General features: G+C 73.4%; 13 protein-coding genes. 5 read left to right on the top strand and 8 right to left on the bottom strand.

Annotated features, from left to right (window positions below):
• Positions 1-77: 77 nt before the first annotated feature.
• The 6 genes from AVW11_RS24430 to AVW11_RS24400 all read right to left on the bottom strand — a co-directional run bounded on the left by AVW11_RS24430 (position 78) and on the right by AVW11_RS24400 (position 6,105).
• The gene (locus tag AVW11_RS24430) at positions 78-1,409 is read right to left on the bottom strand and encodes an LLM class flavin-dependent oxidoreductase (RefSeq protein ID WP_060180547.1); all 1,332 of its coding nucleotides are present in this window, start codon (positions 1,407-1,409) and stop codon (positions 78-80) included.
• Between the two features lie 151 nt (positions 1,410-1,560).
• Positions 1,561-2,469: an ABC transporter permease gene (locus tag AVW11_RS24425; protein ID WP_225884950.1), complete on the bottom strand. Its 909-nt coding sequence runs from the start codon at positions 2,467-2,469 to the stop codon at positions 1,561-1,563.
• Positions 2,466-3,326: an ABC transporter ATP-binding protein gene (locus AVW11_RS24420; protein WP_076045930.1), complete on the bottom strand. Its 861-nt coding sequence runs from the start codon at positions 3,324-3,326 to the stop codon at positions 2,466-2,468. Before AVW11_RS24420 ends, AVW11_RS24425 begins: the two co-directional genes overlap by 4 nt.
• Positions 3,327-3,334: 8 nt before the next feature.
• A complete protein-coding gene (locus AVW11_RS24415) occupies positions 3,335-4,378 on the bottom strand; it encodes an ABC transporter substrate-binding protein (RefSeq protein ID WP_030849439.1) in 1,044 nt (347 codons plus the stop codon).
• A 43-nt stretch (positions 4,379-4,421) separates the two neighbouring features.
• Positions 4,422-5,078 (bottom strand): NADPH-dependent FMN reductase, encoded by a 657-nt coding sequence (gene ssuE, locus AVW11_RS24405; protein ID WP_234362377.1) that lies wholly within the window; start codon positions 5,076-5,078, stop codon positions 4,422-4,424.
• 67 nt (positions 5,079-5,145) lie between these two features.
• Positions 5,146-6,105, bottom strand: coding sequence for a TauD/TfdA dioxygenase family protein (locus tag AVW11_RS24400; protein ID WP_076045914.1), 960 nt, complete (start codon positions 6,103-6,105; stop codon positions 5,146-5,148).
• A 1,414-nt stretch (positions 6,106-7,519) separates the two neighbouring features.
• Here AVW11_RS24400 and AVW11_RS24395 point away from each other — a divergent pair.
• From AVW11_RS24395 to meaB, 4 genes are read left to right on the top strand one after another with little or no spacing between them, the layout of a single operon-like run.
• A complete protein-coding gene (locus tag AVW11_RS24395; protein ID WP_143568889.1) occupies positions 7,520-7,795 on the top strand; it encodes a hypothetical protein in 276 nt (91 codons plus the stop codon).
• On the top strand, positions 7,779-9,644 hold the full coding sequence (gene mutA, locus AVW11_RS24390) for a methylmalonyl-CoA mutase small subunit (protein WP_076045912.1): 1,866 nt from the start codon (positions 7,779-7,781) through the stop codon (positions 9,642-9,644). Before AVW11_RS24395 ends, mutA begins: the two co-directional genes overlap by 17 nt.
• Positions 9,641-11,827, top strand: coding sequence for a methylmalonyl-CoA mutase (scpA, locus tag AVW11_RS24385; protein WP_030849424.1), 2,187 nt, complete (start codon positions 9,641-9,643; stop codon positions 11,825-11,827). Before mutA ends, scpA begins: the two co-directional genes overlap by 4 nt.
• 10 nt (positions 11,828-11,837) lie before the next feature.
• On the top strand, positions 11,838-12,818 hold the full coding sequence (gene meaB, locus AVW11_RS24380; protein WP_030849421.1) for a methylmalonyl Co-A mutase-associated GTPase MeaB: 981 nt from the start codon (positions 11,838-11,840) through the stop codon (positions 12,816-12,818).
• A gap of 42 nt (positions 12,819-12,860) precedes the next feature.
• Here the strand turns inward: meaB and AVW11_RS24375 are convergent, their stop codons facing one another.
• Together AVW11_RS24375 and AVW11_RS24370 are read right to left on the bottom strand one after the other, a co-directional pair.
• Complete coding sequence (locus AVW11_RS24375; RefSeq protein ID WP_143568888.1) at positions 12,861-13,103, bottom strand: hypothetical protein; 243 nt, start codon at positions 13,101-13,103, stop codon at positions 12,861-12,863.
• Between the two features lie 93 nt (positions 13,104-13,196).
• A complete protein-coding gene (locus tag AVW11_RS24370; RefSeq protein ID WP_030849415.1) occupies positions 13,197-14,198 on the bottom strand; it encodes an asparaginase in 1,002 nt (333 codons plus the stop codon).
• Between the two features lie 122 nt (positions 14,199-14,320).
• Between AVW11_RS24370 and AVW11_RS24365 the strand changes: the two genes are divergently transcribed.
• A complete protein-coding gene (locus AVW11_RS24365; RefSeq protein WP_030849413.1) occupies positions 14,321-14,776 on the top strand; it encodes an Lrp/AsnC family transcriptional regulator in 456 nt (151 codons plus the stop codon).
• The last annotated feature ends 205 nt before the right edge of the window (positions 14,777-14,981 follow it).

Raw genomic sequence — 14,981 nt, 5'->3', positions numbered from 1 at the left:
CCGGAGCAGCGGGCTCCGACGGCACGCGAGAGGCCGGCCTCACGGGCGCCGTTACGGGGCGCCGGGGGCGGGGTCCGTCACGAGGCGGTTCCCGCGTACCGGTTGGCCGGGCGGGGCAGGCCGTAGTTCTCGCGCAGGGTGCGGCCGGTGTACTCGGTGCGGAAGAGTCCGCGGCGCTGGAGGATCGGCACGACCTGGTCCACGAAGTCGGTCAGGCCGGTGGGCAGCACGGGCGCCATGATGTTGAAGCCGTCGGCGGCGCCCTGTGTGAACCACTGCTCCAGCTGGTCGGCGATCTGCTCGGGGGTGCCGGCGAAGACGCGGTGGCCTCGGCCGGCCCCGAGGCGGGCGATCAGCTCGCGCAGGTTGAGACCGTCACGGCGGGCGAGTTCGGCGACGAGCGTGAAGCGGCTCTTGTTGCCGTTGATGTCCCGCTCCTCGGGCAGGTCGGGGAGCGGGCCGTCGAGGGGCAGGCCGGTGAGGTCCACCCCCAGCATCCCGGAGAGCTGGGCGAGACCGTACTCCGGAACCTGGAGGTCGGTGAGCTCCTGCTCCAGGGCCTTCGCCTCGGCCTCGGTGGAGCCGATGACGGGGGCGATGCCGGGCAGAACGAGCAGGTCGTCCTCGGCGCGGCCGTACCGGGCCAGGCGGGACTTGAGGTCCTTGTAGAAGGTCTGGCCGTCGGCGAGGGTCTGCTGGGCGGTGAAGACGGCCTCGGCGTACTGCGCGGCGAACTCCTTCCCGGACTCGGAGGAGCCCGCCTGCACCAGCAGCGGGTAACCCTGCGGGGAGCGCGGGACGTTGAGCGGGCCCGCGACGCCGAAGTACTCGCCGCGGTGCGCGGCGGGGTGCAGCTTGTCGGTGTCGGCGTAGATGCCGGCCTCCTTGTCGAGGACGATCGCGTCGTCCTCCCAGCTGTCCCAGAGCTTGGTGGCGACGTCGAGGAACTCACGGGCCCGCTCGTAGCGCAGGCCGTGCTCCAGGTGCTCGTCCCGGTTGAAGTTGCGCGCCTCGTCGAGGGTGCCGGAGGTGACGATGTTCCAGCCGGCCCGGCCGCCGCTGATGTGGTCGAGGGAGGCGAACTTGCGGGCCAGGTTGAAGGGTTCGTTGAAGGTCGTGGAGACGGTGGCGATGAGGCCGATGTGCTCGGTGACGGCGGCGATGGCGGAGAGCAGGGTGAGCGGCTCGAACCCGCCGAGGGCGTTGTAGCGGGCCTTGCCCCACAGGGCGAGCCCGTCGGCGAAGAAGATCGAGTCGAGTCGGCCGCGCTCGGCGGTGCGGGCCAGTTCCTGGAAGTACTTCAGGTCGGTGACGCGTTCGGGGCGGCTCGCGGGGTGGCGCCAGGCGGCGTCGTGGTGGCCGGCGTTCATGAGGAAGGCGTTGAGGTGCAGGGTCCGGGGAGCGGTCATGGCGGGTCCTCGTGGTTCCGGAGTCGTGGCGTGGGGCGGGAAAGGCGTGCCGGCCCGCCCCGCCCGGGCAGGCCGGGCAGGCCGGGTGCGCGGGCGGGCGGGGCGGGCAGCGCGGGCCGGCAGGGCGACAGGGCGTCAGGGCGTCGGGACGTCAGGAGGGGACGCGCCAGGTGCTCAGGCGGCGTTCGATCGTGACCAGGAGCTGGTTGAAGGCCACGCCGATGGCGGAGATGGTGACGATGCCCGCGTACATCTGCGGGATGGCGAAGTTGAACTGCGAGGCGTTGATCAGGTAGCCCAGGCCCGCCTTCGCGCCGATCATCTCGGCGGCCACGAGGACGAGGATGGAGATGGCGCCGGCGAGCCGGATGCCGGTGAAGACGGCCGGTACGGAGGCCGGCAGGATCACCTTCTGGAAGAGCCTCGGGGTGGACAGGTCCATCGAGCGGGCCAGCCGGACGAGGGTGGGGTCGGCGTTCCCGACGGCGCTGATGGTGTTCAGCAGGATCGGCCACACGCAGGCGTAGACCACGATGGACACCTTCGAGGTCTCGCCGATGCCGAGCAGGAGCACGAACACCGGCAGCAGGGCCAGGGCGGCGGTGTTGCGGAACAGCTCCAGCAGCGGGCCGAGCAGGGCGGCGACGGGCCGGTACCAGCCGATGAGCAGCCCCAGCGGGACGGCCACGGCGACGGCGATGGCGAAGCCGCCGAAGGAGCGGACCAGGCTGGCCCAGGTGTGCCGGCCGAGTTGGCCGTTGCCCAGGAGCTCCCACCAGGCGGCGGCCACCTCGCTGACCGGCGGCAGGAAGGTCGGGTCCGCCAGGCCGAGCCGGGGCGCGGCCTCCCACAGGCCGAGCAGGGCGAGGACCGCCGCCGACCGCAGGGCGACGGCCCGCAGCCTGCGTCCCAGCGCTCTGAGGGGCTGCCGGGCGGCGCGTTGCGGTGGCCGGAGGTCGGGCACCGGACGCGGCGGGGGCGCGGAGTCCCGTACGTCCTCGGCGGGAGCCGGTGCGGCGGGCAGCACGGCGGGGGCAGCGGTATCGGTTCCGGTGCTCATACGGAGGCCTCCTCCTTCTCCAGTTGCTGGGCGCGGGCCACCTCGTCGTGGAGGAGGGTCCATATCTCGTGGCGGTAGCGGGCGAACTCCGGGCTGGACCGCAGGTCCTCGCCCTGCGGGCCGGCGGCGGACGCCGGGGCCGGGCCGGTGCCGTCTGCGGTGCCGTCTGCGGTGCCGTTTCCGGTGCCCGGGCGTTCGCCGAAGGTGACGGGGACGATCTCCTTGATCCGCCCCGGCCGGGAGGTCATGACCGCCACCCTCTGGCCGAGGTACACGGCCTCCTCGATGCCGTGCGTGATGAAGATGACGGTCTTCCCGGTGCGCTGCCAGATGCGGCGCAGCTCGTCCTGGAGGGATTCGCGGGTCTGGGCGTCGAGGGCGGCGAACGGCTCGTCCATCAGCAGCACGTCGGGGTCGTACGCCAGCGAGCGGGCGATGGCCACGCGTTGGCGCATGCCGCCGGAGAGCTGGTGCGGATGCCGGTCCTCGAAGCCCGTCAGGCCGACGAGGTCGAGGAACTCCCGCGCCCGGTCCTTGCGTTCGCGGCGCGGGACGCCGGTGGCCTCCAGGCCGAACTCGACGTTGCCGAGCGCCGTGCGCCACGGCAGCAGCGCGTACTGCTGGAACACGATGCCCCGGTCGAGGCCCGGCCCGGTGACCGGCTTGCCGTCGAGCAGGATCCGGCCGGCCGTCGGGGTCGACAGGCCGCCGAGGAGGTCCAGGAGGGTGGACTTGCCGCAGCCGCTGGGGCCGACGACCACGAGGAACTCGCCGCTGCGGATCTCCAGGTCGATGCCGTCGAGGGCCGTGAAGTCCCCGAAGGTCTTGCGGACGCCCTCGAACACGATCTTCGCCATGGCCGTCGTCACCCCTTCCCGTTTCCGTTGAACTCGTTGGTGTAGAGGTCGGTCGCCTTCAGCTGGCCCTCCTTGATGTCGCCGCGCTCGGCGAGCCAGTCCAGCCAGACCTGGAACTCCTTGTCGGATATCCGGCCGCCGGCCTCCGCGACGCCGTACGAGCGCCAGTACTTGAGGGTGGCGGTGTCCTCGTTGCGGCCGCGCTTGGTGACGATCTCCGTCATCCGGGCGGTGACCTGCTCGTGCGGTGTGGTGCGGGACCACTCGATGGCCTTGCCCACTGCGGTGACGAAGGTCCGGACGGTGTCGGGGTTCTCCTTGATGAAGCGCTTCGTCATCACGTAGCTGCCCGCGCTGAACGGGCCGAGCAGTTCGAAGTCGGAGAAGAGCGGGCGGATCCCGCCGGCGGCGAGGGCCTTGTCGCGCAGCACCCCGCCGAGTACGGCGACGTCGATCTGCTTCTGCCGCAGGACCTGTTCGGTGTTGACCGGCGGGACCACCAGGGATTCGACCTTGGCCGAGTCCGCCTTCGACACCCCGTTGCGCTTCAGGTAGATCTCCAGCATGGCCTGGGCGTGCGCCCCCAGGGTGTTCATGCCGACCTTCTTGCCGATCAGGTCGCGGGCGGTTCGCAGGGGGCTGTCCTCAAGGACGTAGTAGCCGCTGTAGGAGTGCTGGTCGGAGCCGTAGTAGGAGATGACGGAGGTGATCGGGGCCTTGCTGGCGGCCAGTTTGACCACGGCGCCGTTGAAGGCGCCGCCGAAGTGGATCTGGCCGGTGGCGGCGGACTGGATGTCCTGCGGGCCGCTGATGGTGTTGCCGATCCACTCCAGCTTGACGTCGCCGAGGTAGCCGAGGTCGGCGGCGAGTTCGGGGAGTGTGACGGCTCCCACGCTGCCCTGGTACTTGAGGGTGGTGACCTGGCTCGACGAACCGGAGCCGGATCCACCGCCGGCGGTGGCCGTGCCGCAGCTCACCGCGGCCGCCGAGATGCCGAGCAGGGTCAGGAACTGGCGCCGGGAGGTGGTGGTCGAGGTGAGGGCTGCGGGCATGACGGATCCTTGTCGGTACGGGTCGCGAGGGGCGGGGCGGGACTTACGGGGCGGCGGTGGCGGTGAGGGCGTCGGCCGCGGTCAGCGCGGGGGCGGGGGCCGGTGCGGTGGCGGGGGCCGGGGTGGTGGCCGGGGCCGGCGGGCCGGCGGCGGTCGGGGGGCGGCCGGCGACGCGCAGGGCATCCGCGAACTCGTCGACGGCCTGGAGGAGGTCGAGCTCCGCCTCGGGCCGCAGCCGGTCGGGGCCGGAGCCGCGCTCGACGGTGGAGTCCAGGACGAACCGGCCGGCGGTGACATGCCGGGCGCCCAGGGCGGCGAGCACGGGACGCAGCGCGTAGTCGATGGTCAGGACGTGGGCGAGGCTGCCGCCGGTGGCGAGCGGGAGAACCGCTTTGCCGACGAGGCCGTCCTGCGGCAGCAGGTCGAGGAAGGCCTTGAGCAGGCCCGTGTACGAGGCCTTGTAGACCGGGGTCGCGATGACGAGGCCGTCGGCCTCGGCGACGGCTTCGAGGGCGCGGCGGATCTCGGGCTCGCCGCGCCGGGCGGCCAGCAGGTCCGCGGCGGGAAGCTCGCGCACGGCGAGGCGGGCGGTCTCGAAGCCGGGATGGGAGCGGGTCAGGTGGCGCAGGGCGAGGTCGGCGACCACATCGGTGCGGGAGTGGGCGGAGGGGCTGCCGGTGAGGGCGAGCAGCTTGGGCACGGTGGCTCCTTGGGCGGCGTACGGTCTCTGCGGGATCGGGCCTGTGCCGGATCAGGCCTGTGCCGGATCAGGCGGCGGGGGCGTCGGAGGTGGACGCGCCCGAGGCGATGCCGAAGGCCGGGTCCGGGACGGTCTCCGGGCTGAGCAGGCGGGACGGGGCTCCGTCGGGGCCGACCGGGACGTCGCCGTCGACGGTGACGCGGCGCAGGGTGCGCTCGTGGTCGTCGGAGTCGTCCACGCCGTAGTGCTGGGTGGCGCGGTTGTCCCAGATTGCGACGTCGCCGGGCTGCCACTGCCAGCGGACGGTGTTCTCCGGGCTCTCGATGTGGGCCTGGAAGAGGTCGAGCAGCGCCCGGGAGTCGCGGCCGGTGAGGCCCTGGATCCGCTGGACGAAGTTGCCGAGCAGCAGGGTGCGTTCGCCGGTCTCGGGGTGGACGCGGACCACCGGGTGCTCCGTGAGGAACTTGGTGGAGGTGAACACCTCGCGGTACTGGGCCAGTGCCTCGGGGAGGGTGTCGGGCCGCAGGGCGGCGTAGTCGTACTCGTTGGAGTGGACCGCGCGCAGGCCGTCGGCGAGGGCGCGCAGCGGCTCGGGGAGGTGGGTGTAGGCGGTGGCCGTGTTGGCCCAGAGGGTGTCGCCGCCGTACGGGGGGATGGTCACCGCGCGGAGGATGGAGAAGGCGGGGTAGGCGGGGACGAAGGTGACGTCGGTGTGCCACTGATTGGCGCGGGCGCCGTGGTGGGAGTCGATGCCGAGGGCGTAGCGGCCGTCCGCGGAGGGAACGGTGGGGTGCGCGACCGGAGCGCCGAGCAACTCGGCGAAGGCCTCGTGGGAAGCCTCGTCGAGGTGCCCCTGGCCGCGGAAGAAGACGACCTTGTGGGCGAGGAGGGCGGCGCGGATGCCGGCGACGTCGGCCTCGGCCAGGTCGCCGCCGAGCCGGACGCCGCCGATCTCGGCGCCGATGCGGCCGCCGATCTTGGTGACGGTGAGGGTGGCGTGGGTGTGGGTGTGCGTGGCAGTGGCCATGGTGACTCCTGGGTGCGGCCGCGGTGGTTATTTCCGCAGCGGAAGAAATGGAGCGGTGAAGGACCGGACGACGGCTACGGGTACGGGGGTCGGTGCCCTGCGGCTACGGGGCGGGTGGCGTTCGGGCACGTGGGTTGGCAGTTGACGCGTACGGTCGGGGTCCGGGGCGTCGGACCGAGGTCGCGGAGGACCCCCGGTCCGGCGACCCGGCGGCCTGCGGGCCACCGGCCGGGCGACACAGACCGGCCGACCGGCCGGCCTCGGGCCGCAAGCCCCGGACCGACGGCTCACCGGCCCGGGCCGCTGGGGACGACGGTCCGGCCGCCGGCGGCCTACGGACCACCGGCGTGGACCCGCCGGGCCGGCCGGCCTGCGGGCCGTCGGGCCGACGGACCACCCAGCCGGTGGCCCCGCCGGGTAGCGCAGACCGGCCGACCGGCCGGCCTCGGGCCGCAAGCCGCGGGACCGACGGTCCGACGCCCTGCGGGCCACCTGCCTGGTGGGCCCGCCGGGTAGCGCAGACCGATCGACCTGCGGGCCGACGGATCACCGGCACGGGCCGCCGGGGACGACGGTCCGGCCGCCGGCGGCCTGCGGACCACCGGCCGGGGGCCCGCCGGGCGTCGCAGACCGGTCGGTCTGCGGGCTCCCGGGCTGCGGGGCTTCGGGCTCGTGATCCGGGGGCCATGGCCCGGGCCCGTCAACCGCCGCAGGCTGCGGACGGCTGACCGCGGTCGGTTCGACTGGCCGGCCGGTGGACGCAGGGCACGACCGCGGTCCGGCTCGGCAGCCGGCCCGTGCCTGCCGCCGGGCCGGTGACCCGGCGGTTTCGGCGGCCCGGGGGCGCGAGCGCCGTCGGTGAGGTCAGGGGCGACAGGGGGCCGGACAGCGGCCCGGACACTCGCCCGGCGTGGTGCAGGGGCCGGGGGTGCGGAGCCGCGGGGCGAGGAGTTCGTTCGCGGTCATGTCCCGGAGCGTGTCAGCGCCCCGGACCCCGGTCAACCCCCGTCCGCGGCCACCCCGCGCATGCCCCGCCGGCCTCCGCTTCCACCCCGTACACCCGCTCCGACCTGCCCTTTCCCTCGTACGCCGCCTCACCCGCCACCCACCTTCGGCGGCCGAAAACCGTGGCCGGATTTCACGGTGCCGCAACGCGGCAGCCACGCGTTCGCCGGGATCCGTACCGGAGGGCCCGCATACCGGACGGGCACCGGTTTCCGGCCCCGGCGTAGGGGCCCGGGCCAAGGCCCGGGGCAGGCACCCGGCCCGCCGACCCGCGCAGAGAGTCCGGCACGGGAACCCGGCGCCCTCCGGGACCCTGCCGTGCCGCTGCTGGTGGACGCGGCGGCGGCCGGGGACCCGCGCGGTGGGCCGTGCGGCGTCCCTTCTGTCGGATGTCTTCAATCCGGCGGTCATGGTCGTGACCGAGCCGGCGAGTGTCCTGCACGCGGGCCGCCTGGAGGAGCTGCGGGCCGCCGCGCCGGAGCTCTCGCACGTCTGCGACGACCCCGAACGGATCGTGGTCCCGCACGCGGGTCCGGCCGGGCTCCCGGAGGCCGCCGCAACCGTGCTGCTCAGCCGGGTGTTGCAGGACTCTCTCGGTACGGTCCGAGAGGGGGAGATCACACCCGTCGGTATGGTGCCACCTGAGCGCGCTCCCCTACATTCGAGCCATGACGGTCCTGCCTGACGACGGGCTCTCCCTGGCCGCCGAGTTCCCTGACGCGACGCATGAGCAGTGGCAGCGCCTTGTAGAAGGCGTACTGCGCAAGTCGGGCAAGGAAGCATCCGGCGAGGCCGCAGAAGATGCGCTGTCCACCCGACTCGAGGACGGGCTCACCACCCGCCCGCTGTACACCGCGCCGTCCGACGGGACGGTGCCCGACACCGGTTTTCCCGGCTTCGCCCCCTTCGTCCGCGGAGGCAGGCCGGAAGGCACCACCGCGAACGGCTGGGACGTGCGCCAGCGCCTCGCGGGCACCGATCCGCAGCGCCTGAACGAGGCGGCCCTCGCCGACCTGGAGAACGGGGTCACCTCCCTCTGGCTCACCGTGGGCGGCGGCGGCATCCCGGTCGACGGCCTCGCCCGGGCCCTGGACGGGGTCTACCTGGACCTCGCCCCGATCGCCCTGGACGCCGGCGCCGACTACGCCGGCGCCGCCCGTGCGCTGCTGGACCTGTTCGCCGAGCGCTCGGTGGCTCCGGAGGCCGTGCGGGCCTCCCTGGGCGCCGACCCGCTGGGCCACGAGGCGCGGACCGGCGAGGCGCTGGACCAGGCCGCCGCCGTGGAGCTGGCCCGGGAGGCCGCCGCCGGCCTGCCCGGGGTGCGGGCGCTGACCGTGGACGCCCTGCCCTACCACGAGGCCGGCGGCAGCGCCGCCGAGGAGCTGGGGCTGTCGCTGGCCACCGGCGTCGCCTACCTGCGCGCCCTCTCCGCAGGTGGGCTGGGCGTCGAAGCCGCGCTCGGCCAGCTGGAGTTCCGGTACGCCGCGACCGCGGACCAGTTCCTCACCATCGCCAAGTTCCGCGCCGCGCGCCGGCTGTGGGCCCGGATCGCCGAGGCCTCGGGGGCCCCGGAGGCGGGTGCCCAGCTCCAGCACGCCGTCACCTCGCCGGTGATGATGACCCGCCGCGACCCGTGGGTGAACATGCTGCGCACCACCGTGGCCTGCATGGCCGCGGGTGTCGGCGGCGCCGACTCGGTCACGGTGCTCCCCTTCGACAACGAACTGGGGCTGCCGGACGCCTTCGCGCGCCGCATCGCCCGCAACACCTCCACGATCCTGCTGGAGGAGTCCCACCTGGCCCGGGTGATCGACCCGGCGGGCGGTTCGTACTACGTCGAGCGCCTCACCGACGAACTCGCCCACGCCGCCTGGGAGTTCTTCCGGACGGTGGAGAAGGCCGGCGGCCTGGCCGCCGCCCTGCGCTCCGGCCTGGTCGCCGAACGCCTCGCCGCCACCTGGGCGGAGCGCTCCAAGAAGCTGGCCAAGCGGCGCGAGCCGATCACCGGGGTCAGCGAGTTCCCGCTGCTGTCGGAGAAGCCGGTCGTCCGCGAGCCGGCGCCCGCGGCTCCCACGGGCGGGCTGCCGCGCGTACGGCGCGACGAGGCCTACGAGGCCCTGCGGGCCCGCAGTGACGCGCACCTGGCGGCGACCGGCGCCCGGCCGAGGATCTTCCTCGCCGCGCTGGGCCCGGCGGCCGCGCACACCGCGCGCGCCACCTTCGCCTCGAACCTGTTCCAGGCGGGCGGGATCCAGTCCGTGCACGATCCGGTGTCGGTGGACGCGCAGACGGCCGCCGAGGCGTACGCGGCGAGCGGCGCCGACGGCATGGCCGTGCTCTGCTCCAGCGACGCGCTGTACGAGGAGCAGGCCGCGGCGGTGGCCGGGGCGCTGCGCGCCGCGGGCGCCACGACCGTCTTCCTCGCCGGCCGGCCGGGCACCGCAGAGGCTTCCGTGGACGAGTACGTCTTCGCCGGCTGTGACGCCGTCGCCGTGCTGTCCTCCGTACTCGACCGGATGGGAGTGCCCGCATGAGCATCCCCGATTTCTCCGAGCTGGCGCTCGGTCCCACCGCCGCCGCCGGGGTCTCGGAGGAGCAGTGGCGCTCCTCGGTGAAGGAGTCCACCGGCACCGCGGCCGCCGACCTGCTGTGGGAGACGCCCGAGGGCATCGGCGTCAAGCCGCTCTACACCGGGCGGGACGTGGAGGGCCTGGACTTCCTGCGCACGTACCCGGGCGTGGCCCCGTACCTGCGCGGCCCGTACCCGACGATGTACGTCAACCAGCCGTGGACGATCCGGCAGTACGCCGGCTTCTCCACGGCCGAGGAGTCGAACGCCTTCTACCGGCGCAACCTGGCGTCCGGTCAGAAGGGCCTGTCGGTGGCCTTCGACCTGCCCACGCACCGCGGCTACGACAGCGACCACCCGCGCGTGACCGGTGACGTCGGCATGGCGGGCGTGGCGATCGACTCGATCTACGACATGCGGCAGCTGTTCGACGGGATCCCGCTGGACAGGATGTCGGTGTCGATGACGATGAACGGCGCGGTGCTGCCGGTCCTCGCGCTGTACATCGTGGCGGCGGAGGAGCAGGGGGTCTCCCCCGACAAGCTGGCCGGGACCATCCAGAACGACATCCTCAAGGAGTTCATGGTCCGCAACACCTACATCTACCCGCCGAAGCCCTCGATGCGGATCATCTCCGACATCTTCGCGTTCACCTCGCAGAAGATGCCGCGGTACAACTCGATCTCCATCTCCGGCTACCACATCCAGGAGGCCGGTGCCACGGCCGACCTGGAGCTGGCGTACACCCTCGCGGACGGTGTGGAGTACCTGCGGGCCGGACAGGCGGTGGGGCTGGACGTGGACGCGTTCGCGCCGCGCCTGTCGTTCTTCTGGGCGATCGGCATGAACTTCTTCATGGAGGTCGCCAAGCTGCGGGCGGCGCGCCTGCTGTGGGCGAAGCTGGTGAAGCAGTTCGACCCGAAGAACGCCAAGTCGCTTTCGCTGCGCACGCATTCGCAGACGTCGGGCTGGTCGCTGACGGCGCAGGACGTCTTCAACAACGTGACGCGCACGTGCATCGAGGCGATGGCGGCGACCCAGGGCCACACCCAGTCGCTGCACACCAACGCCCTCGACGAGGCGCTCGCGCTGCCGACGGATTTCTCGGCGCGCATCGCCCGCAACACCCAGCTGCTGCTGCAGCAGGAGTCGGGGACCTGCCGGTCGATCGACCCGTGGGGCGGCAGCGCGTACGTGGAGAAGCTGACGTACGACCTGGCGCGGCGGGCCTGGCAGCACATCGAGGAGGTCGAGGCGGCCGGCGGCATGGCGCAGGCCATCGACGCGGGCATCCCGAAGCTGCGCGTGGAGGAGGCCGCGGCCCGTACGCAGGCCCGGATCGACTCCGGCCGCCAGCCGGTGATCGGCGTCAACAAGTACCGCGTGGACAGCGACGAGGCGATCGAGGTCCTCAAGGTCGACAACTCCTCGGTGCGCGCCCAGCAGATCGCCAAGCTGCGGCGGCTGCGCGAGGAGCGCGACGAGGCGGTCACCCAGGACACGCTGCGGGCGCTGACGAACGCGGCGGAGCGCGGCGACGGCAACCTCCTCGCGCTGGCGGTGGACGCGGCGCGCGCCAAGGCGACCGTGGGTGAGATCTCGGACGCACTGGAGAAGGTGTACGGGCGGCACGCGAGCCAGATCCGTACGATCGCGGGTGTGTACCGAAACGAGGCGGGCGAGTCCCCGTCGGTGGAGCGCACCCGTGCGCTGGTGGACCGGTTCGAGGAGGCGGAGGGGCGGCGTCCGCGGATCCTGGTCGCGAAGATGGGCCAGGACGGGCACGACCGCGGCCAGAAGGTGATCGCGACGGCCTTCGCCGACCTGGGCTTCGACGTGGACGTCGGCCCGCTGTTCCAGACCCCGGCGGAGGTGGCCCGCCAGGCCGTCGAGGCGGACGTCCACGTGGTGGGCGTGTCGTCGCTGGCGGCCGGCCACCTGACCCTCGTCCCGGCGCTGCGTGAGCAGCTGGCGGAGGAGGGCCGCGAGGACATCATGATCGTCGTGGGTGGGGTGATTCCGCCGGCCGATGTCCCGACGCTGCTGGAGATGGGCGCGACCGCGGTGTTCCCGCCCGGCACGGTCATCCCGGACGCGGCCCACGACCTGGTGACGCGGCTGGCCGCGGACCTGGGCCACGAGCTGTAGGCGGGCGCCGGTGCCGAAGATCGACATCGAGGCGTACGCGAAGGGGGTGCTCGACGGGAAGCGCGCGTTCATCGCGCGGGCGATCACCCTCGTCGAGTCCACCCTGCCCGCGCACCGGGCGCTCGCACAGGGCCTGTTGACGGAGTTGCTGCCGCACTCGGGCCGGGCGCGCCGGATCGGCATCAGCGGGGTGCCCGGGGTGGGCAAATCCACCTTCATCGACGCTTTCGGCACGATGCTGACGGGGCTCGGGCACCGGGTGGCGGTGCTCGCGGTGGACCCGTCGTCGACGCGCACGGGCGGCTCCATCCTGGGTGACAAGACCCGGATGGAGCGGCTGTCGGTGGATCCGGCGGCGTTCGTTCGGCCGTCGCCGTCGGCGGGGACGCTGGGCGGGGTCGCCAAGGCCACCCGCGAGTCGATGATCGTGATGGAGGCCGCGGGCTACGACGTGGTCCTCGTCGAGACGGTCGGCGTGGGCCAGTCGGAGACCGCGGTGGCGGGGATGGTCGACTCCTTCCTCCTGCTGTCGCTGGCCCGTACGGGCGACCAGCTGCAGGGCATCAAGAAGGGCGTCCTGGAGCTGGCCGACGTCCTGGCGGTGAACAAGGCGGACGGCCCCCACGAGCGGGACGCGAAGGCCGCCGCGCGGGAACTGTCGGGTGCGCTGCGGCTGATGCACCCGGTGGACGCGGCCTGGACGCCGCCGGTCCTGACGTGCAGCGCCCGGGAGTCGACGGGCCTGGACGAGGTGTGGAGGCGCCTGGAGCAGCACCGGACCCTGCTGGACGCGGGCGGCCGGCTGGCGGCGAAGCGGGCGGCGCAGCAGGTGGAGTGGACCTGGTCGATGGTCCGCGACGAGCTGCTGGAGCGGCTGCGCGCCGACCCGGCCGTACGGGAGCTCGCGCCGGACCTGGAGGACGCGGTGCGGGCGGGCTCGCTCACCCCGACGTCGGCGGCGGACCGCATCCTGTCGGCGTTCGGCGGCTGACAGCGGCGGACCGGGCGGCACCCCGGCAGGGGGGCCGTCCGGTCACTCGCAGAACACCGCGGTGGTCGAAGGCAGTCGCTCGGCGCCCCGGACCCGGCCGCGGCCCGCGAGGACGTGGACCTCCTTCAGGTCGGGGAGTGCGGCCATCGGCCCGATGTCGATGCCGAGGTCGCCCTCCGCGGTGAACTTCCCCAGGAAGCGGCATGCGCGGAGCCCCGGGAACGCCAGGGGCAGTCGGCGGACCACCATGCGCAGGACGGCGTCCGCCGCCTCGATCGGGGCCATGCCGGCGGGCATTACCCTCCCGGGCGTCACCGGCCTCACCCTCGACGGCGGCTGCGGGGAGAAGTGCGCGGGGCCCGGCCGCCGTGGCCGCGGCTACGCCTGGACGAGTACCGGGCTCTGCGGGGTCAGGGCCTCGCGGAGGATGCGGGCCTGTTCCGCGGCGTCCTCGGTGGCGAGGAGGGCGGAGAGGACCGCGATGCGGGCCTGGCCGGCGCGGAGGGTGCCCGTGGGGACGGCGCCGGCGGCGACGAGGTCGACGGCGCCGCCGTGCGTGTAGATCTCGGTGACCGGTCCGGCCATGACCCGGGTGGTCAGGGCGACCAGGACCCCGCGCGCGACGGCGGCCCGGACCGCTTCGGCGATCTCCGGGGTGGCGTTGCCCGCGCCGGTCCCGACGAGGACGATGCCGCGGGCGCCGGCCTCGACGGAGGCGTTCAGGAGTACGGGGTCGGCGTCGGCGTGGTGCATGACGACGTCCACGCGGGGCGGGAGTTCGGGCATCGCGGGCAGCGGGAGCGCGGCCGGGCGCTGGGGGGTGCGCAGGACGGTGACCTTGCCGAAGCCGATCTTCCCGAGCAGTTCCTTGGAGGGGTCCGCGAACGCGTCCAGCTCCACGGCCTGCGTCTTCACGGTGCCGCGGGCCGCGTGCACGCGGCCGGCGAAGGCGATGAGGACGCCGAGTCCCCGGGTGGTGGCGGCGGTGAGCAGTGCGTCGTACAGGTTTCCCGGGCCGTCGCCGTCGGCGGTGCCCATGGGCCGCTGCGAGCCGGTGAAGACCACGGGGCGCGGGTCGTGGTGGTGGAGGTCGACGAGGAACGCCGACTCCTCCAGGGTGTCGGTGCCGTGGGTGACGACGACGCCGTCGACGCCGGGGTCGGCGAGGACCTCGTGCACGGTGCGCAGGAGGGTGAGCTGGTGGGCCGTGGTGAGGCGGGGGCTGTTCACGCTGTAGAGGTCGACGACCTCGACGGTCATGCCCTCGGGCAGCGGGGCCGTGGCGATGACCTCCGTGCCGTCGGCGTCCGCCGCGAATCCGGAGCCCTGCCAGCGGCTGGCTATCGTGCCGCCGGTGCTGATGACGACGATCCGTCCCATGCTGCGTGGCCACCCTTCACTCGCACATATGTACTCAAAGCAGCAATGATAGAGCGATTGGGACGCAATATGCTTGCGTCTTCCACCGCGTTGACCGGGACTCCGTGGGTGATAATTGCGCCATGGACGCCATTGACCGCGATATCTTGCGCGAGCTTCAGTCCGACGGGCGGCTGAGCAACCAGGAGCTCGCCCAGCGGGTGGGCCTGACGCCGTCGCCCTGCATGCGGCGGGTGCGCCAGCTGGAGCAGGACGGGGTGATCCAGGGCTATCGGGCCGTGATCGATCCCGAGGCGGTGGAGCGCGGCTTCGAGGTGCTCGTCTCGGTGGAGGTGCGCCGCGACCGCGAGGCGGTCGAGGCTTTCGAGGCCGCCCTCCAGGACATCCCGGACGTCATCGAGGCCTACCGCCTCTTCGGGAGCCCCGGCTGCCTGCTGCGGATCGCCGTCGCGGACCTGCGCGCGTACGAGCGGCTGTGGATCGAGAAGCTGACCGCCCTCACCGGCATCACCGAGGTCAACTCGCAGATCATCATGAAGCGCATCAAGGAGCCGACCGGCCTGCCCGTGGACCACTGAGCCGCATGCCGGCCGACACGCCGGGTCGGGGCGTATGGCTGTCGGGGCCTGGGGCCCGCTCCTGCTCGGGCCGGTCCGGCACGCCGGCCAGGTCGAGCGGGGCCGGTCGGCGAGCGGTCCCGGCGCAGCGGGGCGGCGGGGGCCGCGCAGACGCCCGTACCCGGCGGCAACAGGGCCGTCGGGTACGGGCGTCCGGGTCGTGCGG

Source organism: Streptomyces amritsarensis, from assembly GCF_001953875.1.
In the GTDB taxonomy this organism is placed as follows: Bacteria; Actinomycetota; Actinomycetes; order Streptomycetales; family Streptomycetaceae; genus Streptomyces; species Streptomyces amritsarensis.
The sequence above is the reverse complement of the archived record's forward strand: the minus strand, read 5'-3'. Positions and strand labels throughout refer to the sequence as shown.

What these genes read in the sequence shown, in the direction of transcription:
- AVW11_RS24420 (WP_076045930.1), bottom strand. Translation starts at nt 3,326, where the DNA reads ATGGCGAAGATCGTGTTCGAGGGCGTCCGCAAGACCTTCGGGGACTTC.
- AVW11_RS24370 (WP_030849415.1), bottom strand. Translation starts at nt 14,198, where the DNA reads ATGGGACGGATCGTCGTCATCAGCACCGGCGGCACGATAGCCAGCCGC.
- AVW11_RS24425 (WP_225884950.1), bottom strand. Translation starts at nt 2,469, where the DNA reads ATGAGCACCGGAACCGATACCGCTGCCCCCGCCGTGCTGCCCGCCGCA.
- mutA (WP_076045912.1), top strand. Translation starts at nt 7,779, where the DNA reads ATGACGGTCCTGCCTGACGACGGGCTCTCCCTGGCCGCCGAGTTCCCT.
- AVW11_RS24395 (WP_143568889.1), top strand. Translation starts at nt 7,520, where the DNA reads ATGGTCGTGACCGAGCCGGCGAGTGTCCTGCACGCGGGCCGCCTGGAG.
- AVW11_RS24400 (WP_076045914.1), bottom strand. Translation starts at nt 6,105, where the DNA reads ATGGCCACTGCCACGCACACCCACACCCACGCCACCCTCACCGTCACC.
- AVW11_RS24375 (WP_143568888.1), bottom strand. Translation starts at nt 13,103, where the DNA reads ATGGCCCCGATCGAGGCGGCGGACGCCGTCCTGCGCATGGTGGTCCGC.
- AVW11_RS24415 (WP_030849439.1), bottom strand. Translation starts at nt 4,378, where the DNA reads ATGCCCGCAGCCCTCACCTCGACCACCACCTCCCGGCGCCAGTTCCTG.
- scpA (WP_030849424.1), top strand. Translation starts at nt 9,641, where the DNA reads ATGAGCATCCCCGATTTCTCCGAGCTGGCGCTCGGTCCCACCGCCGCC.
- AVW11_RS24365 (WP_030849413.1), top strand. Translation starts at nt 14,321, where the DNA reads ATGGACGCCATTGACCGCGATATCTTGCGCGAGCTTCAGTCCGACGGG.
- AVW11_RS24430 (WP_060180547.1), bottom strand. Translation starts at nt 1,409, where the DNA reads ATGACCGCTCCCCGGACCCTGCACCTCAACGCCTTCCTCATGAACGCC.